This is a genomic window from Mycoplana ramosa (genome assembly GCF_041930185.1).
GTDB lineage: Bacteria > Pseudomonadota > Alphaproteobacteria > Rhizobiales > Rhizobiaceae > Mycoplana > Mycoplana ramosa.
On the sequence record NZ_JBHEEW010000016.1, the window covers coordinates 1 to 19,508 of the forward strand.

18 protein-coding genes and 1 pseudogene are annotated in these 19,508 nt (G+C 62.4%); 12 read left to right on the top strand and 7 right to left on the bottom strand.

Annotated features, from left to right (window positions below):
- Positions 1 to 77: 77 nt before the first annotated feature.
- From JNC62_RS18365 to JNC62_RS18390, 6 genes and pseudogenes are all read left to right on the top strand, one after another.
- A pseudogene (locus JNC62_RS18365) lies at positions 78 to 419 on the top strand (hypothetical protein); the annotation flags it as partial.
- Between the two features lie 153 nt (positions 420 to 572).
- Entirely contained in the window at positions 573 to 1,721 is a 1,149-nt protein-coding gene (locus tag JNC62_RS18370; RefSeq protein ID WP_374840579.1) for a hypothetical protein, read from the top strand.
- Between the two features lie 4 nt (positions 1,722 to 1,725).
- Entirely contained in the window at positions 1,726 to 3,642 is a 1,917-nt protein-coding gene (locus JNC62_RS18375; RefSeq protein WP_374840581.1) for an AAA family ATPase, read from the top strand.
- A gap of 172 nt (positions 3,643 to 3,814) precedes the next feature.
- The gene (locus JNC62_RS18380; protein ID WP_374840583.1) at positions 3,815 to 4,219 is read left to right on the top strand and encodes an endonuclease domain-containing protein; all 405 of its coding nucleotides are present in this window, start codon (positions 3,815 to 3,817) and stop codon (positions 4,217 to 4,219) included.
- Positions 4,216 to 5,517, top strand: a complete 1,302-nt coding sequence (locus JNC62_RS18385; protein ID WP_374840584.1) for a DUF6638 family protein — start codon at positions 4,216 to 4,218, stop codon at positions 5,515 to 5,517. Before JNC62_RS18380 ends, JNC62_RS18385 begins: the two co-directional genes overlap by 4 nt.
- Entirely contained in the window at positions 5,510 to 6,637 is a 1,128-nt protein-coding gene (locus tag JNC62_RS18390; RefSeq protein WP_374840586.1) for a DUF2333 family protein, read from the top strand. The genes JNC62_RS18385 and JNC62_RS18390 overlap by 8 nt, the downstream gene beginning before the upstream one ends.
- Before the next feature lie 65 nt (positions 6,638 to 6,702).
- Here the strand turns inward: JNC62_RS18390 and JNC62_RS18395 are convergent, their stop codons facing one another.
- Positions 6,703 to 7,164, bottom strand: coding sequence for an Lrp/AsnC ligand binding domain-containing protein (locus JNC62_RS18395; RefSeq protein WP_374840588.1), 462 nt, complete (start codon positions 7,162 to 7,164; stop codon positions 6,703 to 6,705).
- A 366-nt stretch (positions 7,165 to 7,530) separates the two neighbouring features.
- On the opposite strand from JNC62_RS18395, the gene JNC62_RS18400 reads away from it, so the two are divergent.
- Positions 7,531 to 9,210, top strand: a complete 1,680-nt coding sequence (locus JNC62_RS18400) for a formate--tetrahydrofolate ligase (RefSeq protein WP_374840590.1) — start codon at positions 7,531 to 7,533, stop codon at positions 9,208 to 9,210.
- Between the two features lie 88 nt (positions 9,211 to 9,298).
- Here JNC62_RS18400 and JNC62_RS18405 read toward each other — a convergent pair whose 3' ends face one another.
- The 4 genes from JNC62_RS18405 to JNC62_RS18420 form a co-directional block, all read right to left on the bottom strand.
- Entirely contained in the window at positions 9,299 to 11,488 is a 2,190-nt protein-coding gene (locus JNC62_RS18405) for a TonB-dependent hemoglobin/transferrin/lactoferrin family receptor (RefSeq protein ID WP_374840592.1), read from the bottom strand.
- A gap of 267 nt (positions 11,489 to 11,755) precedes the next feature.
- Positions 11,756 to 12,265 (bottom strand): DUF1993 domain-containing protein, encoded by a 510-nt coding sequence (locus JNC62_RS18410; protein ID WP_374840594.1) that lies wholly within the window; start codon positions 12,263 to 12,265, stop codon positions 11,756 to 11,758.
- A 56-nt stretch (positions 12,266 to 12,321) separates the two neighbouring features.
- Complete coding sequence (locus JNC62_RS18415; protein ID WP_374840595.1) at positions 12,322 to 13,062, bottom strand: extensin-like domain-containing protein; 741 nt, start codon at positions 13,060 to 13,062, stop codon at positions 12,322 to 12,324.
- 112 nt (positions 13,063 to 13,174) lie between these two features.
- Positions 13,175 to 13,486 carry a hypothetical protein gene (locus tag JNC62_RS18420; protein ID WP_374840597.1) on the bottom strand — a complete coding sequence of 104 codons (312 nt, stop codon included), beginning with the start codon at positions 13,484 to 13,486 and terminating at the stop codon, positions 13,175 to 13,177.
- A 167-nt stretch (positions 13,487 to 13,653) separates the two neighbouring features.
- Here JNC62_RS18420 and trpLE point away from each other — a divergent pair, with 167 nt between their 5' ends.
- The 4 genes from trpLE (at position 13,654) to queF (ending at position 17,518) form a co-directional block, all read left to right on the top strand.
- Positions 13,654 to 13,698, top strand: coding sequence for a trpE operon leader peptide TrpLE (gene trpLE / locus JNC62_RS18425; protein ID WP_197065633.1), 45 nt, complete (start codon positions 13,654 to 13,656; stop codon positions 13,696 to 13,698).
- Between the two features lie 111 nt (positions 13,699 to 13,809).
- The gene (locus JNC62_RS18430; protein ID WP_374840599.1) at positions 13,810 to 15,999 is read left to right on the top strand and encodes an anthranilate synthase; all 2,190 of its coding nucleotides are present in this window, start codon (positions 13,810 to 13,812) and stop codon (positions 15,997 to 15,999) included.
- Positions 16,000 to 16,139: 140 nt separating this feature from the next.
- Positions 16,140 to 17,057 carry a cation diffusion facilitator family transporter gene (locus JNC62_RS18435; RefSeq protein WP_374840601.1) on the top strand — a complete coding sequence of 306 codons (918 nt, stop codon included), beginning with the start codon at positions 16,140 to 16,142 and terminating at the stop codon, positions 17,055 to 17,057.
- Entirely contained in the window at positions 17,054 to 17,518 is a 465-nt protein-coding gene (gene queF, locus JNC62_RS18440; protein ID WP_374840603.1) for a preQ(1) synthase, read from the top strand. Before JNC62_RS18435 ends, queF begins: the two co-directional genes overlap by 4 nt.
- Positions 17,519 to 17,670: 152 nt before the next feature.
- On the opposite strand, the gene JNC62_RS18445 is transcribed toward queF, so the two are convergent.
- On the bottom strand, positions 17,671 to 18,027 hold the full coding sequence (locus JNC62_RS18445) for an SPW repeat protein (protein WP_374840605.1): 357 nt from the start codon (positions 18,025 to 18,027) through the stop codon (positions 17,671 to 17,673).
- A 297-nt stretch (positions 18,028 to 18,324) separates the two neighbouring features.
- Between JNC62_RS18445 and JNC62_RS18450 the strand changes: the two genes are divergently transcribed.
- Entirely contained in the window at positions 18,325 to 18,906 is a 582-nt protein-coding gene (locus JNC62_RS18450) for an ATP-dependent Clp protease proteolytic subunit (protein WP_374840607.1), read from the top strand.
- Positions 18,907 to 18,956: 50 nt separating this feature from the next.
- Here the strand turns inward: JNC62_RS18450 and JNC62_RS18455 are convergent, their stop codons facing one another.
- Positions 18,957 to 19,160, bottom strand: coding sequence for a hypothetical protein (locus JNC62_RS18455; protein ID WP_374840609.1), 204 nt, complete (start codon positions 19,158 to 19,160; stop codon positions 18,957 to 18,959).
- Positions 19,161 to 19,508: the final 348 nt, after the last annotated feature.

Here is a 19,508-nt window from a genome sequence, read left to right on the forward strand (position 1 = left end):
ATTTTTGACAGCCGATCCGGAATTTTTATTTTTCCAGTTTCTGCTGTCAAAATTCCGGAAATTCGCGGCGGGCTACAGCCGCGCAGAACACGTTGATCAACAAGCTGACCATCGATACCGAGCAGCGCATCGTGCTCTACAAGGCGCTGGAGGATTCGTTGAAGACGGCGGCGCAGCAGGATGTCGCCCACCGGATCAACACGCTCGGCAGCCAGGTGGACAGCGCGGCGGAGGAAACCATGGCCGGGATCGGTGCCGCCGCCCAGAAGCACATCGGCGATCTCCTCGAGATGCATGAGAAGAACATGCTGGCCACCCAGGACATCCAGCGCCGCAAGAAGCTCGCCGACGACGCCTTTGCACGGCGCTTCCAGGAGGTCATGGACAAGCACAACGCATCGAACTACGTGAAGGCGTGACGGTACCACCGTGACCCGCTCGTTCGGCAGAGTTTTGCCCCTCACGCCAGCTCACTCCTCGCAGGCGGGGAGAGGGAACAGAAGTGCTGCGGTCCGTCCTTTCTTCCTGTTCACGAAGCGACAGTGCCCATGGGTAGATGAGGGGCACACCCCATGAAAGCCGCCGCCGACAGCACCGTTGCGCAATATTTCGCCTCGATCCGCGCAGCCCTTGGCGGACTGGAGATCTTTCTCGCCGACCGCAACTCGCCGCTCTACCAGCATGGCGTGATCGGAGAGGCGATCATGCCGTATCTCGAACGGCTCAAGGCTTCCTTCGCCTGTTGGGAAAACCGGATCGGCTTTGTCGACCAGTTCCGCATCTCGCGGGCCGAGAGCGGTTTTCCCGTCTACCAGAACGTGCTGGAGCTGGAGAACGACCGCAGAAGCGCGGAGCAGCGTATGGCCGCAATCCCAGGTGCGGATGCGCTACGCGCCGAGATGGCCGACTTCATCCTGCGCAACAAGGCGTTTCCAACCGCGCTGCAGGCGCGCATGGCCGAGCGCATGTATCTCCAGCAGATCGGCAAAGGGGAGATCTTCTCGCCGTTCATCCTGCCGGAGACGATCCGGGTCGCCGTCAATCCGAAGACGATGCGGCCCTACTACGTGATCACCTGGGGAGCCTTCGACGGCACGAGCACGCTGCCGATGGTCTACATGGCCACCGTGGAGGATTCGTCCGAGAAGATCGTGCAGATGCTGGTCACGCCCGACGGCAAGCTCAACCCGGATATCCGCATCGATCTGCCGGTCGGCGGGCTGCTCAATCCGGACTTCGCCAGCCTCTTTGACGATTTCGCACTGAAGAACAGCGCCTATCCGCTCTCGCCGGTGACGATCGCGACCAATCTCGACAAGGATTTCGAGATGCTGCACCCCAAGCAGCTCCGCCGCTTCGTGCTCGGGCCCTTTTATTCGGCCGACATCACCGAAAACAACGAGCGGGTCCGTGAAATTCTCTCAAAGGTCCGCAAGGTGGAGAATGCCTGGCTTTTGACCTGGACGATCCAGGAGGTGTTTTCGCAGGCCGAGCGCCCGGCCCAGCGCGGTTTCTGGAGTTCGACGCCGGCGCAGGAGGAGTTCTACATCGACACCAACAACCTCGAGGCCACCCGCATGGGCGTCAGCGCCTATGAAAAGCACGCGCTCGTTCCGCACGATGCCTACCAGGCGCTCTACGCGGCCGGCGAGGCGGAGGCGATTTTCGGTGACTACAAGGTGCATGTGATTTCTGCCAACCAGGTGATCAGCGAGGTCTGATGCGATGAGCCTGAACGCCGACCTGACGATGATCCCCGAAGGCGACATTGCAAGACACCGGGCGCTGGCGCAGGGCATGGTGACGCGGCTTGTCATCCTGCAGAGCGATGGCGGTCCGGGCGGCACCGCGCTGGCCGGCACCGGTCGGCGCTTCGTCTCCACCGTCTCGACCGGCGGCGTGCGGCGCACGCGCGAGGTGGAACTGGCCAAGACCATTGCCTCGGTGCGGCCGAACGATCCGCTGCTGTCGCCGGCGCAGCACCAGCTTCTCTATCGCGCCCGCAGGGGCATCGAGATCGCGCTCGCCGTCGCCGAGGTGTTCGCCCGGCAGACCGAGCTGGAGCAACTGCAGCCGAGGAATGCGACGGCTCCGCTCGCCGGCGAGGAGGCGACCCGCTTCAAGGCGCTGCTCTCCGCGTCCGCCTATGTCGCCGCCTTCACCTTCGCCGCCTATCTCGGCGCGACCTTGTTGGGCGAAGGCGAGCCGGCGGAGGACACCGACGAGCCCGACTACCTGTTCGACACCGCACAGGATGCGGTCAAGAGCCTCGTTGCCGGGTTGGACCACGCCATCGCGGGCGCGCCTGACGAGACCGCCTTGATCGCGCGGGCACGGGCCTTCGCAAGGGTGGCGCTGGAGGGACTGATTGGTCGTAAGGCGCGCTTCACCGGTCTTTCCAGCTTCGAGAGCGCGCATATCCGCATCGAGCAGGACGACTTCACCATCAACGGCTTCGACGTGGCGCCGGGGCAGAAGCGCAAGCCGCTGTCGATGAGCTTCAAGAAGCCGACCGAGATCGTCGGCAACCACATCGCCAAGCATCAGGCGATGCGGCTCGCCAAGATGCTGATGGCCTATGATTTCGAGCGGCAGATGAACCCGTTCGTCGAGCTCGGCGGGTTCCTCTTCACCTTTATCGGCGACGGCATGCCGGGCACCGGAAAGACCATGCTGATCCAGATGCTGGCGGGCCTGCTGGACGAGTATTGCCGCATTGCCGGCTATCCCTTCCATTACGAGAATTTTGGCGTCGAACAGATCTCCTCCTACCAGGGCAAGTCCGGGCAGAATTGCAGGGCGTTCGTCGACAACGTCGTCAACCCGAAGGCGATCGGCTTCGGCACGATCGACGACGTCGACCAGGTCGCAGCCAGGCGCTCCGACGACCGGGCTTCCGCCGGACAGCACGAGGTGACGGCGGTCCTGATGGAGAGCTTTGCCGGCGCCTCGACGGTGGTGCGCGGAAACTGCACCTTCGGCATGTTCTCCAACTATCCGGAAAACGTCGACGACGCGCTGCGCCAGCGCGCCGGCGCCCGCTGGCTGGTCGACGGGCCGCAGTCGCGCGACGACTACATCGACATCTTCGCGATCCTCGTCGGCAAGAACCATTCAATCCCGCTCGGCGAGCATGCGCTGCTGGCCGGGCAAGAGATCAAGCGCGCGGTCTCCACGTCCTACGGGGAGCATTCGCGGCCGCAGGAGGATGGGCTGCTCGCCGTCTGGGAGCGTTACGAAAAGGCCCATGGCAAGCTTGGGACAATTGCCGACGTCGGCACCTACCTGCACATGATCAAGGAGGCCGAGCCGCGCTTCACCGGTCGGGCGATCAAGAACATCACCGACGTCATCAAGATGCGGGCGATGGACGTGGACCTGCCGGACGAGTGGTTCGCCACCCCCGGGGCGTTCATGCACAAACCGTACGACGACAAGAAGTCGATGATCGAGGCGCTGCGTGCGCCGATCACGATGGAAATGGTGCTGCAGGAGATCAACCGCTACGCGGACTCTGAATTCCGCTACGCCGACAAGGCCGACGAGGCGGCCGTCGCCGAGATCATCCGCCGCGAGCGCCAGCGCGAACGGGCGCTCCGCGCGATCGCGGCGATGAAAGCGGACGGGCGGTGGGAGGAGTAGGGATGCGTCACGCGTTGCGCCCTTTGACATCGCATTTGCCCCTCATCCGCCTGCCGGCACCTTCTCCCCGCAGGCGGGGAGAAGGACATTTGTCGCGACGCGCCCAGTCCCCTCTCCCCGCTCGCGGGGAGAGGGTTAGGGTGAGGGGCTTGATGAGATTAGGTGCGGGGAGATGAGGGGAGCGAATTGGAAGAGAACAGAGCGTGCCAGGCAGCTTCGGCAGATTGATAACGACGCTGAAGAACTGCTTTGGTCAGAACTGCGCGGCCGCCGGCTGAATGGGCACAAGTTCGTACGCCAGTATCCGATCGGAGCATATTTCGCGGACTTTGCCTGCCGCGAAAAAATGCTGGTGGTTGAAGTTGATGGCAGTCAACATACGGACAGCGAGGATGACGAAAAGCGAAACCGATTCATGAACCTCAAATGCTGGTCGGTCGCTCGTTTCTGGAATGTAGACGTTTTGATGGAACGGACTTCGGTACTTGAGACGATACTTGCAATATGCGACGGCCGATTGACCGAGAGGGTTAGGGCGCCTGATCTCAAATTCTTGCCTGCGCCTGGTGAGCCATGAACCGCCTCCTCGAAGCCGAACTGATCTACGGGCGGCTGCTTGATATCTCCGAGCCGCACCTCGTCGAGCGTTACAACAAGGCGCTCGAGGGTTTCGGGTTGCCGCGGACGAAGCTGACGCAGTTCGGCATCGACATGACCGGCTTTGCCCCGGAGATTGCCGACGAGCTTGGCGACCGCGACTACCTTGACCCGAACCGGGTAAATCGCCGCTTCATCATCCTGACGCCGGATCAGGCCGAACTGCCCGTCGTGCACACGAGCTTTTCCAACACCGCCGCCCTCATGCACGAATTCTTCGACGCCAATGCGCGCGCCATCAATGCAGTCACGATCCGTGACGCGCTCTATGGCGAGATCGAGGACTCCGTCTCGGTCGTCGATGACATCGACGACCTGCTTTCGATCAATGAAGTGCGCTTTCGCGTCTTGTCGGCAGACGACCTTCTGGACAAGGCGGCGGAACTGCGCACGCTCGTCGACCGGCTGAAGACCGTTCCAAATGCCTGGACCGACGACGCGATGCTGGAGCGAATGGTCGAGCTTGCCAGGCAGACCGGCGACATCCGCCAGAACCCGCTTGTGCCGGACCAGCTCGTCTTCCGCCACGAGGCCTTCTGGGCCAATCACTTTGGCGGCGTCTTCGTCTTCCTTGATGGCCGGCAGACGACGGTGATCTGCGATCCCTCCGTACCCGACTTTCGCCGTTCGCGACCGTGGCAGGTGAGCTACATCGCGCTCGACGACCACCAGCGCATCTTCGAATTCCTGGCCGCAACCAAGCGGCTGGAGTTGCCGCGCGCCTCCTGGGTCGAGGCCTCGGGGCTGTTGCAGCATCGCGCCGAAATGGTGATCACGAGCCTCATCAACCGGGTCGATCCCCGCGCCGATCTGGCGAAGGCGGACCGCATCTGGCTCCAGACCTGGATCCATCGCAACGCGGCGCTGGTCGCCGAGGACGGGGTCTATCCCTTGTTGCAGGAGGCGATGCGCGTCATTGCGGCATCCGGCGAGATCCGGCTGAACGATCTGGCCCCGCGGAACCGCTTTTTGCTCGTTCGGGCCGCTCCCGCCCATCCCGACCGATGGCTGGTCAACCAGCTGATTTCGCAGATGACCCCGTTCGATTTCGTTTCCCGCTTCGTCTTCGACAAGCAGGGCTTTTACAAAAGCTACGGGACGCTCAGCGAAAAGTTTAGGGAATATGTGGTTGAAACGCTGACGCGAACCTATCTGAAGGACAAACCTGCCTTCCGGCAGAGGCTCTACGGTATTGGAGAGGACAAAGGCAATGCTTGACCCGATCGCCGCGTTTTTCCAGCGCGTCTTCGCCGCCATCGGGCGCGGCATAGGGCTTGTCGTCTCATGGCTGGCCTCGCCTTTCGTTGCGGTTGGCAACTGGTACCGGCAGCGCGACTGGATCATCAAGGCCCCGATCGGAATCGTCCTCCTTGGCCTCATCGGGCTCTATGGCTATTTCATCTGGCAGACACAGGCCTGGTACAATTTCAACGTCGATTACGTCAACGCCTACAATTTCCCGGCGCGCAAGAACGATGCTGGCCTGCCGGTGAAGGTCGCAGCCGGTCAGACGGCACCGGCCAACAAATGCGAGCGTTCGGCGATCGTCGACGTGACGGCTGACCTGATCGACTTCAACGTCAACCAGAATGCCTGGGTCTCATCGATGATCCTTTACAAGCTCGGGTTCTTCGGGCTGGACTGGGACGACACGCCCTGGCTCGACAACAAGGCCTCGTTCCAGCGTGGCGTCAACCAGGCGATCCGCCGCACGTCCGTGGAACTGGTCGATACGCTCGGCCGCGTGCGCGGCACCTCTGGCGTCAACACCGACCTGCAGTCGGCGCGTGGAAACATCCAGTTCGATGAGGAGACCTGGTATTTCGGCCTCAGCCCGTTCGGCCCGAAGACGCCGACGCCGAGCTTCTACCGCGCCGCGATGCGGGACCTGCAGAAGTTCAACGACTCGCTTGCAGCCTGCAACGCCACCTTCGACGCCCGCTCCGACAACCTTGTCCAGTTCCTCGACCGCATCGCCAACGACCTTGGCAATACGTCCGCGATCATCCGAGAGCGTTCGGAGTTCCACAACGGCGGCTGGTTCGACACGCGTGCCGACGATCGCTTCTGGTTCGCTTACGGCCAGCTCTACGGCTACTACGGCATCCTGTCGGCGGCCGGCGCCGACTTCGATGCGGTCATTGTCCAGCGTGGCCTGACGCAGATCTGGGCGGAAACGGTCAAGCAGTTGCGCGCCGCCCTGAATATCCAGCCGCTGATCATCTCCAACGGCCGCGAGGACGGCTGGATCATGCCCACCCATCTGGCGACGATGGGCTTCTACATCCTGCGCGTCCGTTCCAACCTGGTCGAGATGCGCGATATCCTGACGCGCTGACTGTCAGGGGTGCAGGTCCCGGTCGGGCAGGCATCTGCTTTGCGGAGACGGGACCTGGCTCGCCCTTACACGGGCAGCCAGCCGGTGCTCTTGACCTCTTCCATCACGGCGTAGGTGTGCGTCTCACGCACGCCGGGCAGCGACAGGAACGTATCGGAGAGGAAGGTGCGGTAGGCCTCCATGCCGGCGACGCGCGCCTTGACGAGATAGTCGAACCCGCCCGCGACCATGTGGCATTCCATCACGTTATCGCTCTGGCGCACGGCTTCGGCGAAAGAGTCGAAGACGTCGGGAGTCGTGCGGTCCAGCTTCACTTGCACGAAGACAAGGAGATTGCGGCCGAGGCGCTCGGGCGAGAGGACCGCCATGTAGCCGGTGATGTAGCCGTCACGGGTCAGGCGTTTGACGCGCTCGGCCGTGGCTGTCGGTGAAAGATTGACCTTCTCCGCCAGTTCGATGTTCGTCAAACGCCCCTCCTGCTGAAGGGCGCGGAGTATCTTTCGATCAAGTCGGTCGAGTTCCTTCATGTTTCCCTATCGATATTCTCTTCCAGCGATTGTTTTGCCGGCAGTTGGCACGAAAAATGGTGAAAGTCACTTCACAATCTTGCGCAGTCCGCAACCTGGCCTCGTCGGCACAAGTCAAACTGTCCGCGGGCTTGCAACCCTTCCGATTGTCGTTTTTAGCCCATAGAGCGGCAAATTCCGGCATAGCGGCCTTCCGCCGTTCAGGTACTAATTGACCGACCGCGCAGCGGGCGTCGCCATCAATGACGCCCGCTGCTGCGATACTGCGCCGGATGCGTGGCTACTGGCTCGCGATGGTTGCAATGCCAAAATAAAGATGAAAGGGCGGCGCTCGAACGTCCTAGCTGAAGAGGAAGCAGTACCACCATGACCGAGGTCAAATCCGACATCGAGATCGCCCGCGCGGCGAAGAAGAAACCGATCCTGGAAATCGGCGCCAAACTCGACATTCCGCCTGAGCACCTGCTTCCCTACGGTCACGACAAGGCGAAGATCAGCGCCGCGTTCATCGCCCAGCAACGGGAAAAGAAGGACGGCAAGCTGATCCTCGTCACCGCCATCAACCCGACCCCGGCCGGCGAGGGTAAGACGACGACGACGGTCGGCCTCGGCGACGGCCTGAACCGCATCGGCAAGAAGGCAATCGTCTGCATTCGCGAAGCCTCGCTCGGTCCATGCTTCGGCGTGAAGGGCGGCGCTGCCGGCGGCGGCTATGCCCAGGTCGTGCCGATGGAGGACATGAACCTCCACTTCACCGGCGACTTCCACGCGATCACCTCGGCGCACAACCTGCTCGCCGCGCTGATCGACAACCACATCTATTGGGGCAACGAGCAGAACATCGACACCCGCCGCGTTGCCTGGCGCCGTGTGATGGACATGAACGACCGGGCACTCCGCGAGATCGTCTGCTCGCTCGGCGGCGTCGCCAACGGCTATCCGCGCGAGGCCGGCTTCGACATCACCGTCGCCTCGGAAGTCATGGCGATCCTCTGCCTGGCAAATGACCTGCGAGACCTTGAAAAGCGGCTCGGCAACATCATCATCGGCTATCGCCGCGACAAGACGCCGGTCTTCGCCCGCGACATCAAGGCCGATGGCGCCATGACCGTTCTGCTCAAGGACGCCATGCAGCCGAACCTCGTGCAGACGCTCGAGAACAACCCGGCCTTCGTTCACGGCGGTCCCTTCGCCAACATCGCACACGGTTGCAATTCGGTCGTCGCGACGAAGACGGCGCTGAAGCTCGCCGATTACGTCGTCACGGAAGCCGGTTTCGGCGCGGATCTCGGGGCGGAAAAGTTCTTCGACATCAAGTGCCGTAAGGCCGGGCTGAAGCCGGATGCAGCGGTGATCGTCGCCACCGCGCGGGCGATGAAGATGAACGGAGGGGTCAAGAAGGAAGACCTTGGCCGCGAGGACGTCGAAGCCGTCCACAAGGGCTGCGCCAACCTCGGCCGCCACGTGCAGAACGTGAAGAAGTTCGGCGTGCCGGTCGTCGTGGCGATCAACCACTTCGTCACCGACACCGACCGGGAAATCCGGGCGATCAAGGAATATGTCGCCACGCTGGGTGCGGAAGCGGTCCTGTGCAAGCACTGGGCGCAGGGCTCGGCCGGCATCGAGGAGCTGTCGCGCAAGGTCGTCGAGCTTGCCGAATCCGGACACTCGCAGTTCGCGCCGCTCTATCCGGACGACATGTCGCTGTTCCACAAGATCGAGACGATCGCCAAGGACATCTACCATGCCGGCGAGGTGATCGCCGACAAGTCGGTGCGCGACCAGCTTCACGCCTGGGAGGCGCAAGGCTACGGGCACCTGCCGATCTGCATGGCGAAGACGCAGTATTCCTTCTCCACCGATCCCAACCTGCGCGGCGCGCCGGAAGGGCATACCGTTCCGATCCGCGAAGTGCGGCTTTCGGCCGGAGCCGGCTTCATTGTCGTGATCACCGGCGAGATCATGACCATGCCGGGCCTGCCGAAGGTGCCGTCCTCGGAAAAGATCTTCCTCAACGAGATGGGGCAGATCGAAGGCCTGTTCTAAAGGGCAACGCCCGCATATTCTGTGTCCATCAAGCCAAGCAAGGCGCCGCGATCCTGTCGCGGCGCCTTCAGATTCACCAGGTACGCCGTCAGAACGTCTTTGTCAGAGAGAGGCGGAAGGTACGGCCGGGTTCGGTGTAGAAGTCCTGGCCCTCCGGCGCGGTGTTGTCCGGCACGCTGATCGCGTCCCAGTATGTCTTGTCGAAGATGTTGAAGACACCGGCCCGCACCCGCAGCCCCGCCACCTGTTCCGGCTCCCACCAGGCGGTGGCATCGACGATGCCGTAGCCCGGCGCCTTGAAGCCGCCGTCGCTGACCTTGTTGCGAGTGCCGGCCGCCGTCAGCGAGACATCGGAGCCCCAGGTGTCGGTCGCATAGCCGAGACCGACGATCGCACGCAGCGGGGCGACCGAGTTCAGGTATTGGTCCGTGTCGGTGTCCTTGCCGTGCGCCCAGGCGATCGAGGCCCAGGTGCGCCACTCGTCTGTGAAGCGCCACTCGCCGGCAAGCTCGACGCCGTAGATCTGCACGCGGGCCAGGTTCGTGTATTTCGTGATGCCAAACGGGAATTCGGCCCCTCCATCAAACGACACGCTGTCGATGAAGTTGCGGTAGTAGTTGTTGAACACGTTTGCCGAGACCGTATAGGCGTCCGACTCGTAGTTGGCGCCGACCTCGAAGCCGTTGCTGGTCTCGGGCTTGAGGTTCGGATTGCCGATGATCAGATAGGAGCCCGGTGCACCGTAGTTCTGATAGAGTTCGGTCGCGCTCGGCGCGCGAAAACCCTGGGCCCATTGTGCGAAGAGTTCCAGTTCGCTGCTGGCTTGCCAGGCCGCGCGCAGCTTGGGCGAAAAGCTGTAATCGCTGGTCGAATTCAGATAGGCCTGATCGAAGCTCGGGCTGCGTTCGTATGCGGCCGTCGATTGCGGCGAATGGCGAAACCAGTCGAAGCGTAGGCCAGGGGTCAGCGTCAGCCGGGCGTCCAGCAGGCTGATGTCGTCTTCGACATACAGACCAAGGGCGGCGCTGTTGACGTCCGGCATGTCGGAGGCGTTGGTGTGCAGGAATTGGCAGGGGCCGGCAAACCCGACACTGGGGCAATTGTCGCGTCCCCAGGAGTATTGGTGCATTTTGTCGCCGTATAGCTCGCCGCCGAAACGGAAGCTGTGCTCTATGCCGCCCAGTTCAACGGCCTTCGCGGCGTCGCCATTGATGCCGTAGCTCGTCTGGTCCAGAAGGTTGTCGCGCAGAAAGACGCCGCTTGGAAGTCCGACGCGCATGGCATCCGTGGTCTTGTTGATGCGCTGCTTCTGCCAGTAGGTGACGATGCTCGCCTGGTCGAGCCAATCGTTGCCTTCCGGCGAGATGAAGTCGTAAGACGCCGAAAGGCGCTGGCGACGGATGTCCTCGCCCGATTCAAGCGAACCCGGCACGTAGCTGCCTGTGGTTCCGCGTCTGTTGTCGATGTCTTCGTCGCGGCTGAAGATCTCACCCGTCAACCCGATCCGGTGGCCGCCGTCGATGTACTGGTGGAGCTTGGCGAGCACGTTGCCTTGGTCGAAATCTGCCGGGTTGGCCTCGGTTCGTGTCGGACCATATCCGCCGACGTCGCCTTTGGTGTCGGTCTCTTGCCCGTTCTTGTAGCCGCCTTGCAGCAGGAGCCAAGTGTCATTGAACCGGCCGGCAACTGCTGCATTGCCAAGCCCGCCCCGGTCCGTGCTGTCGTAGGTGGACTTGACAAGGGCTCCGTGGTTCTGGCCCTCGGCGATCAGGTCCTCCGGGTTGAGGGTCCGCAATCCGACGACGCCGCCGAGTGCGCCGGAACCATAGCGGCTGGAATCGGTCCCCTTGGTGACGTCGATCGCTGACAGACTGTCGAAGTCGAACGTGTTGAGGCCAATGGTGGAGCTCCGCGGATCGTTCAGCCAGGGCACGCGAATGCCGTCGAGCGTGGTCAGAACGCGATCTGCCTGGAGACCGCGGATGTTGATGCTGTTGTCTTGCGTGTTGAAATTGACGCCGGCGTCGACGCGCCGGGAGAAATCCTGGAAACTGGTAATCATGCGCTCTTCAATTTCGGCCCGGCCGGTCGTTTGCGTGAGCGGCGATTGTGCTTCTAAGAGGTCACCTGCTGCCTCGACCGTGATCGTGTCGAGGCTGGTCGTTTGATCTGCCGCAGTATTCGTCGTCTCCTGGGCAAGGGCGGATACTGCGCCAAGCGTGATCGCGATGGCCGTGCCAGCCAGCAGTCCCCTGGTCAGCGGCAAGTTCGATGTCATCTGATAACCCTTTGAAAAAATGCATGCGAAGGCCCTCACGCGCCGCGGCGGGCAACGCGTGCGATGTCTTCGATTTCCGGTTCGTGTCGTGAAGCAAGCCTCGCGGGAGGTGTTATAAATATGGATAAAATGAGTCAAGTTTAAAAATGACTTTTTGAGTCATGTTTTCGGCCCGCGATTGGCAGGGGCGCCAGCGTAGAGCACCGGCCGGAGATGGGCGCTGCGCTCCTGCTTTAGCCGTCGGTGTGCCCAACCGCTCGGCCCGAACTAGGCGTAGGGACCCAGATAGTCGCCCTTGCCGATCTCCAGTCCGTTGTGACGAAGGATGTCGTAGGCGGTCGTGACGTGGAAGAAGAAGTTCGGCAGGGCGAACTCGAGCAGATAGTCCGCGCCGGTGAACGTCACCTGGAGCTTGCCGACATTAAGGGTGACCTGGCGGGCCTCGCTTCCAGCGAGGTCTGTCTCCCTGATCGAATTGAGATAGGCGATGGTCCTGTCGATGCGCGCCTGCAACTCCGCAAACGTCGTTTCCGTGTCCGGAAAGCTTGGCGCGCCAGCCCCGGTCAAGCGCCCCAAGGCGTTCTTCGAGGTGTCGCTGGCACGCTGGATCTGCCCGGAAAAAGAAAGCATGTCCGGCGCGAGCCGTGCGTTGATGAGCACGTCGGGGGGAATCGTGCTGGCATCCGCATGGACCTGTGCCTTGTCGACCAACCTCGCCAGCACGTTGAGGCCACGAACGAAAACGGGGACGGAAAGTCGATGCATGGAAAGGGTCATGGAAGCGGTCCTTCAACAACGATGCGCGTGTGAGAAATGAATATAGAACGTTCGCCCTACCAGCAGTATCGGTAACCGTTTGAGCGCGTCATGACATCGAGATGCAGATGGCTTTCGTGCGCGGCGTCGCTGCCCGGATCGAGGACGGTCCGGAAATACAGGCAAGCGCTCGCCACCGCCGCGCGCTGCAGCGCGCCTTCGGCTGTCGCATCCTCGTCGCGCGCCGCAATCCCAAGCCTGCTGCCGTCGGAGAAACGGAAGGCGGCGATGTCGATCGCGTTGCCGAAGGCGTGCTCGGAGATCTTGCCGTTCGCTGAGCCGTTGCGCTTGCGGCATACATAGGCGGAAGCCTGCTCAAGTCCGGCAAGCCGCTTCGCCGGCATCACCGCGTTGATGGCGGGAAGGATCGCCTCGCGGGTCCATCGCTGAAGCTGCAGTGCCGTTTCGCAACGCAAGATCGCGGGCGGGCCAATCTCGATGTCGCTGGCCAGGCGCGACACCACGATCGGTCGAGCGATGCCACAGCCATCCGTGGTATCGATACGGGCTTCTTCCTTGATAATCGCACCGCTCTCCCTCAGGGCTTGCGTGCAGGCACGGAATGCGGCTGCGTCTTCCTCGACAAGCGGCGGTGGCTGCAGTGGGCGGTCCGTGTCGGACACACTGTCCTTGTCAGGCACATTGTCCTTTTCAGGCACGCCGCCCGGCAGCGCATCCTTGTCCGGTTGGGTGTTTTCCTTTGCCGGACGTGTGGCCGGCAGCGGGCCTATTTCAGGGAGCGTCGCCCCCGCCAGCATAAAACTGGCCATGATGAGAACGGCGGAAGATCGCAAGTCTATGAAACCACTCCATCTTGTTCGTATGGATGGTCATAGAACGATCATGACGATTTTCGGTTCCCCGAGAGGGTCAGATCCCTGCGCCGTATCCGGTCTCTAAACCCGACGCGGTTTCGGCGGCCGTGAGCGATCCTGTCAGTTCGCGCACGCGTTCGATCAACCGTCTGCTGCCGCATTCCTCGCTTCCGGCGATCATGTCGAGAAGAAACGAAATGAGAACCCGCGCTTCCTCGGCGCTCGCCGGTGAAAGCTGCAGGATGGCGTCGAAGGTGTCGGCCGCCTCGCGGTCCAGCGCTTGAAATTCAGGCGTGTCGTATTCGTCGATGCTTTCGAGCAGGCACCGCTGCACGTGGCGAAAGTGGGCAATTTTGCATGTCACCATGCTCGGGCCGTCCCTGAAAATCCGACAGGATGAATTCGATGCAGTGCCAGCATGTCAGGACCGGCATGGCAGGGCTATCCCCAGAAATGGCGAGGTTTCGGAAGCAGGTGGCCGCCGCGGGAAAAGGGCGTTGCGTTCGCCTGTGCTTCACGCTAACAATTCTGGCGATGACGAACGCACGCAACATCGCGATCTGGTGGTGGGCACGCTAACTGCGGCCTCGACCAGTCATGCGCGATTGAACGACAAGCCGCCCGGAAACCTCGAGGCGGCTTTTTCTTTTCGGGCTGCCTTCGGAACCGGGCCGAACAGGAGAGCAAGGAATGGTGACGAAACTTCGGGACGAGGGCGCCGAGACCTACGAGACGCGGGGCGGCATTCTTGTCACGCGCCGGCGCCGGGCCGCGGACTATGCGAACGCGATCTCGGCCTATGTCGACAGGCTCGACCAGCATCGCGGCGCGGTGTTCTCGTCGAACTACGAGTATCCCGGCCGCTACACGCGTTGGGATACCGCAATTGTCGACCCGCCGCTCGCCATTACCTCCTTCGGACGGGACGTCTGGCTCGAAGCCTACAACGAGCGCGGCGAGGCGCTCCTCGCCATGATCGCGCCGCGCCTTGCAGAGGTCGGCGATCTGACCCCCGGTGCATCGTCTTCCCGGCGGCTCGACCTCCGGGTCAACGAGCCGGATCGGGTCTTCACCGAGGAGGAGCGCTCCAAAATCCCGACCGTCTTTACTGTCCTGCGCGCAGTGACGGAGCTGTTTCGCTCGCCGGAGGATTCCAGTCTTGGCCTCTACGGTGCCTTCGGCTACGACTTGGCCTTCCAGTTCGACGCGATCGACTTGAAGCTGCCGCGCCCGGCAGACCAGCGCGACATGGTGCTGTTCCTCCCCGACGAGATCCTTGTCGTCGATCACTATGCCGCCAAGGCCTGGATCGATCGCTACGACTTCGCCAAGGACGGACTGACGACGGAAGGGAAAGGCCAGACGATCGCGCCCGAACCGTTCCGCCCAACCGACACCATCCCGCCGCGCGGCGACCACCAGCCCGGCGAATATGCCGAGCTGGTCGTCAAGGCGAAGGAGAGCTTTCGCCGCGGCGACCTGTTCGAGGTGGTGCCCGGTCAGAAATTCTATGAGCGCTGCGAAAGCAAGCCCTCCGAGATCTCCAAGCGCCTGAAGGCGATCAATCCGTCGCCCTATTCCTTCTTCATCAATCTCGGCAACCAGGAGTATCTCGTCGGGGCCTCGCCGGAGATGTTCGTGCGCGTGTCCGGCCGGCGCATCGAGACCTGCCCGATCTCCGGGACGATCAAGCGCGGCGACGATCCGATCGCCGACTCTGAGCAGATCCTGAAACTGCTGAACTCCAAGAAGGACGAGTCGGAGCTGACGATGTGCTCCGACGTCGACCGCAACGACAAGAGCCGCGTGTGCGAGCCGGGTTCGGTCAAGGTGATCGGCCGCCGCCAGATCGAGATGTATTCCCGGCTGATCCACACGGTCGACCATATCGAAGGACGTCTGCGCGACGACATGGATGCCTTCGACGGCTTTCTCAGCCACGCCTGGGCCGTGACCGTCACCGGCGCGCCGAAACTGTGGGCGATGCGCTTCATCGAGGCGCACGAGAAGAGCCCGCGGTTGTGGTATGGTGGCGCGATCGGCATGGTCGGCTTCAATGGCGACATGAACACCGGGCTGACGCTGCGCACCATCCGCATCAAGGACGGGATCGCCGAGATCAGGGCAGGGGCGACGCTGCTCAACGATTCCAATCCGGAAGAGGAAGAAGCCGAGACCGAACTGAAAGCATCCGCCATGATCGCAGCCATCCGTGACGCCAAGGCCGGCAATACGGCCAAGCTCCAGCGCGACGTCGACGCCGTCGGCGCCGGGGTGAACATCCTGCTCGTCGACCACGAAGACAGCTTCGTGCATACGCTGGCGAACTATTTCCGCCAGACGGGGGCCACCGTGACCACGGTGCGCACGCCGGTCGCCGACGAACTGTTCGACCGCTTGAAACCCGACCTCGTCGTGCTTTCGCCCGGCCCCGGCAGCCCGAAGGACTTCGACTGCAAGACGACGATCAAAAAGGCGCGCGCCCGTGACCTGCCGGTCTTCGGCGTCTGCCTGGGTCTGCAGGCGCTGGCCGAGGCCTATGGCGGGGAACTGCGCCAGCTCGCGGTGCCGATGCACGGCAAGCCCTCGCGCATCCGCGTGCTGGAGCCCGGCATCGTCTTTTCCGGCCTCGGCAAGGAGGTGACGGTCGGGCGCTATCACTCGATCTTCGCTGATCCGGCAACGCTGCCCCGGGATTTCATCGTCACCGCCGAGAGCGAGGACGGAACGATCATGGGGATCGAGCATGCCAGGGAGCCGGTGGCGGCGGTGCAGTTCCATCCGGAATCGATCATGACGCTCGGCGGGGACGCGGGCATGCGGATGATCGAAAACGTGGTCGCCCGTCTTGCGCGCAAGTCAAAAACGAAGGCGGCATAACCCAATCCGACTTTGACATCGCGGCCGAATTGGCCGATAGAGATCGCATAGAAAAGCCGCCTGCGCGAAAACCCGCGCGGGCGGTTTTGCGTTGAAGAACATGGATCTTGCAATTCGTTTGCATCCGCATTGGAGCGAGCATGGCTACGAACGGAAACCCGATTGTCACGCGACTGGCCCTGATCGGCATTCCGCTGGCCGTCTTCGTCATGGGGCTGAAGTTGCTTGCCTGGTGGGTGACCGGCTCGGTCGCGCTGCTGTCGGACGCGCTCGAATCGACCGTCAACGTGATCGCTGCCGTGATCGCCTGGGGGGCGATCCACTACGCTGCGCGTCCGGCCGATGCGACGCATCCGTTCGGTCACCACAAGGCCGAGTATTTTTCTGCCGTCATTGAAGGCGTGCTGATCGTCGTTGCGGCGCTGCTCATCCTGCAGGAGGCGGTGCCGAAGCTGCGGGCGCCGACGCTGCTCGACCAGCCCGTTCTCGGCCTTGCGATCAACCTGGTCGCGGCGCTTCTGAATGCCGTCTGGGCAGCGATTCTGATCCGAGTGGGCCGTCGGCACCGCTCGCCGGCTTTGACTGCGGACGGGCACCACATTCTTTCGGACGTGGTCACGTCTGCGGGCGTGCTGGTTGGGCTTTTGCTGGCACTTGCGACCGGATACGCGATCCTCGACCCGGTGATGGCGATTTTCGTCGCCTTGAACATTGTCTTTCAGGGGTGGAAAATCATCTCCAACTCCGTGAGTGGGTTGATGGACCATGCGGTCGATCCGGCCGAGGAGGCGGCGATCAAGCAGGCCATCGCCGCCCATGCGGAAGGGTCGCTCGGCGTCCATGATCTGAAAACGCGACGGGCCGGATCGGCGACCTTCATCGATTTCCATCTGGTGGTTCCGGCCGGGATGGCGGTGGGCGATGCGCATGAGATCTGCGACCGGCTCGAAGCGGCGATCGAATCGGTCCAGCCCGGCGCACAGATTGCCATCCATGTGGAGCCGGAAACAGAGAAGGCGCACGGCATCAGGGTAAGAGTGGAAAGGGCAGCACCATGACCAAGACGGACGTTTCGAATCTTTCGCAGCTCGGCCGGAACGTGGACCTCCCCTCCACCCCGGAAGAAGCGGTGCTGGAAAGGGTGCCGAGCGGGCATCAGGACGCCGATTTCGTCGTCCGCTTCACCGCACCGGAGTTCACCTCGCTCTGCCCGATGACCGGCCAGCCGGATTTCGCCCACATCGTCATCGACTACGTGCCGGACGGCTGGCTGGTCGAATCGAAGTCGCTGAAGTTGTATCTGCACTCCTTCCGAAACCACGGCGCCTTTCATGAGGATTGCACCCTCGACATCGCCAAGCGGCTGGTGAAACTGCTTTCGCCGAAATGGCTGCGGATCGGCGCCTACTGGTATCCGCGCGGCGGCATCCCCATCGACGTGTTCTGGCAGACCGGCGCGCCGCCCGAGGGCGTGTGGCTTCCGGATCAGGGTGTGGCGCCTTATCGCGGGCGCGGTTAAGGGCGATCGCGCCCGCAGGCAAACATAAAGCCGGTCGCGTGAGTGCGTTTCACGCGACAGGCTTTCACCGCCCCGGGTGGTCGGGTTCGGCATCCAATCCTGGATCTTTCGCCGCTGCTTGCGCCGCCGCGTGTTATGGGCGCGCGGGAGCGTTAAGCATGCGAATGCGGATGGCGATAGTCCCAGACTGCCCAGGCCGATACCGCGGCGGTGCAGATTCCGAGGATCACGTGGGTCCACATCGCGTGAGTGTTGGCCATGAAGCCAAGCAGCCAGGGCGACGCGATCAGCCACAGGCCGACCACCATGTTCACCCATTCCTCCCATTCCGCAAAGGCCGAAAGCGTCATGATCGCAAAGGCGCCGAGCACGATGGCGGCGATCCAGGCGTTCCAGCTGGGCGTCTTGTCGGCGACAAAGCCGATCACCCAGGGTGACAGAAACAGGCACACGGCCAGGAGCAGGGTGACCAGATCCTGACCTCTCCGACCGGACATCAGATTCATCATCGTAACCTCCATGAGGCCCTCATCGTGCGCAATTGCACGGAATAATATTAGGATACGCTAATATTTATTTCCTTCAAGATTCATGACCTTCGCCGCCCGTTCACAGCTCCGTGTCGGGGTGTCGTCTCCTCGCGATCAGATAGCCTTGGCGAACCGGGGACCGGGCGTTTACCCTGTTTGCCGCTGGCCGCGGCGCCCTCTATCGCCTTGTCGACGTTTTGTTGCATTGTCTTGGCGGCTGAGTCGCATTATCTGACTGCGGCAAGGATATTAGAGACGACAGGCGGAGAGTTGCCGATGAACGACGAAGAAGACGACAAGAAGACCGAGCTGCCGCTCGGCAAGGAAACCGAGGCGAACCTGTTCAAGTCGCGCTCGATCTTCATCTATGGCGGCATCACCCAGGAACTGGCGCAGAAGGTCTGCTCGCAGCTGGTGGCGCTGGCTGCTGCCAGCGACGAGGATATCCGCATCTTCGTCAACTCGCCCGGCGGCCACGTCGAGTCCGGCGACAGCATCCACGACATGATCAAGTTCATCAAGCCGAAGGTCTGGATGATCGGAACCGGCTGGGTCGCCTCCGCCGGCGCCCTGATCTATGTCGCCGCGCCCAAGGAGCAGCGCCTTTGCTTGCCGAACACGCGCTTCCTGCTGCACCAACCGTCGGGCGGTACGCGCGGCATGGCTTCCGACATCGAGATCCAGGCCCGCGAGATCCTCAAGATGAACGAGCGCCTGAACAAGATCTTTGCCGAAGCCACCGGCCAGCCGGTCGACAAGATCGCCAAGGATACGGACCGCGACTACTGGCTGTCGGCCCAGGAAGCCCTGGATTACGGTCTCGTCTCGCGGATCATTTCCTCGCAGGCGGAAATCTGATCCACTGCGCAAGTCTTTCGGGCCCCCCTTGCTGGGGGGCTCTCGCAGGCTCAGTTATCCGAGAAGCCAAACCGTGCCGGGCCGACAGGCCGCATTCCCATCTGGCGGGCATAGACGCAGTAGTCGTAGTTGGTGTTCGCCGGTCCGCCGTATCGCGCAAAGCAATAGTTTCGCGCTTCCAGTGTCACCGGATCGATCGGTGCGGACTGGCACCCTGCCAGTGCGGCAAGCAGTGCCAAGGCAATATACTTCATAGCCCCATTCCTCCGCTGCGGCGTGCCGACATGGTCGCCGCATCAGAGATTACCGCCTGAACGCATCCTGCACAAATCCTCTCGCGCATGGCTTGCGCCACGGCGGTTGCGCCGTTATAAGCCAGCCTATGTTGAAGACAAGAAGCACTTTCGTTGACCGCATTTCGCGCAGCCGCCAGGTTGCCCGCGAGCGTTCGCGCAGCTTCTCCTCGCTCCTTCTTCTCGGCCTTACGCGCGGTTGCCGGGTTCTTTGAGGAGCGCCCGGTGGCCGAACAGCCCGCCGGCGCAAGTGCTCCTCGCATCACCCATATTGTAATTTCGACCCGGGCCCTCGGAAGGCCAGCTTTC

What these genes read in the sequence shown, in the direction of transcription:
- JNC62_RS18415 (WP_374840595.1), bottom strand. Translation starts at nt 13,062, where the DNA reads ATGCTGGCGGGGGCGACGCTCCCTGAAATAGGCCCGCTGCCGGCCACA.
- JNC62_RS18405 (WP_374840592.1), bottom strand. Translation starts at nt 11,488, where the DNA reads ATGACATCGAACTTGCCGCTGACCAGGGGACTGCTGGCTGGCACGGCC.
- JNC62_RS18455 (WP_374840609.1), bottom strand. Translation starts at nt 19,160, where the DNA reads ATGAAGTATATTGCCTTGGCACTGCTTGCCGCACTGGCAGGGTGCCAG.
- JNC62_RS18445 (WP_374840605.1), bottom strand. Translation starts at nt 18,027, where the DNA reads ATGATGAATCTGATGTCCGGTCGGAGAGGTCAGGATCTGGTCACCCTG.
- JNC62_RS18400 (WP_374840590.1), top strand. Translation starts at nt 7,531, where the DNA reads ATGACCGAGGTCAAATCCGACATCGAGATCGCCCGCGCGGCGAAGAAG.
- JNC62_RS18380 (WP_374840583.1), top strand. Translation starts at nt 3,815, where the DNA reads ATGAGGGGAGCGAATTGGAAGAGAACAGAGCGTGCCAGGCAGCTTCGG.
- JNC62_RS18450 (WP_374840607.1), top strand. Translation starts at nt 18,325, where the DNA reads ATGAACGACGAAGAAGACGACAAGAAGACCGAGCTGCCGCTCGGCAAG.
- JNC62_RS18410 (WP_374840594.1), bottom strand. Translation starts at nt 12,265, where the DNA reads ATGACCCTTTCCATGCATCGACTTTCCGTCCCCGTTTTCGTTCGTGGC.
- JNC62_RS18420 (WP_374840597.1), bottom strand. Translation starts at nt 13,486, where the DNA reads ATGGTGACATGCAAAATTGCCCACTTTCGCCACGTGCAGCGGTGCCTG.
- queF (WP_374840603.1), top strand. Translation starts at nt 17,054, where the DNA reads ATGACCAAGACGGACGTTTCGAATCTTTCGCAGCTCGGCCGGAACGTG.
- JNC62_RS18435 (WP_374840601.1), top strand. Translation starts at nt 16,140, where the DNA reads ATGGCTACGAACGGAAACCCGATTGTCACGCGACTGGCCCTGATCGGC.
- JNC62_RS18430 (WP_374840599.1), top strand. Translation starts at nt 13,810, where the DNA reads ATGGTGACGAAACTTCGGGACGAGGGCGCCGAGACCTACGAGACGCGG.
- JNC62_RS18375 (WP_374840581.1), top strand. Translation starts at nt 1,726, where the DNA reads ATGAGCCTGAACGCCGACCTGACGATGATCCCCGAAGGCGACATTGCA.
- JNC62_RS18390 (WP_374840586.1), top strand. Translation starts at nt 5,510, where the DNA reads ATGCTTGACCCGATCGCCGCGTTTTTCCAGCGCGTCTTCGCCGCCATC.
- JNC62_RS18385 (WP_374840584.1), top strand. Translation starts at nt 4,216, where the DNA reads ATGAACCGCCTCCTCGAAGCCGAACTGATCTACGGGCGGCTGCTTGAT.
- JNC62_RS18395 (WP_374840588.1), bottom strand. Translation starts at nt 7,164, where the DNA reads ATGAAGGAACTCGACCGACTTGATCGAAAGATACTCCGCGCCCTTCAG.
- JNC62_RS18370 (WP_374840579.1), top strand. Translation starts at nt 573, where the DNA reads ATGAAAGCCGCCGCCGACAGCACCGTTGCGCAATATTTCGCCTCGATC.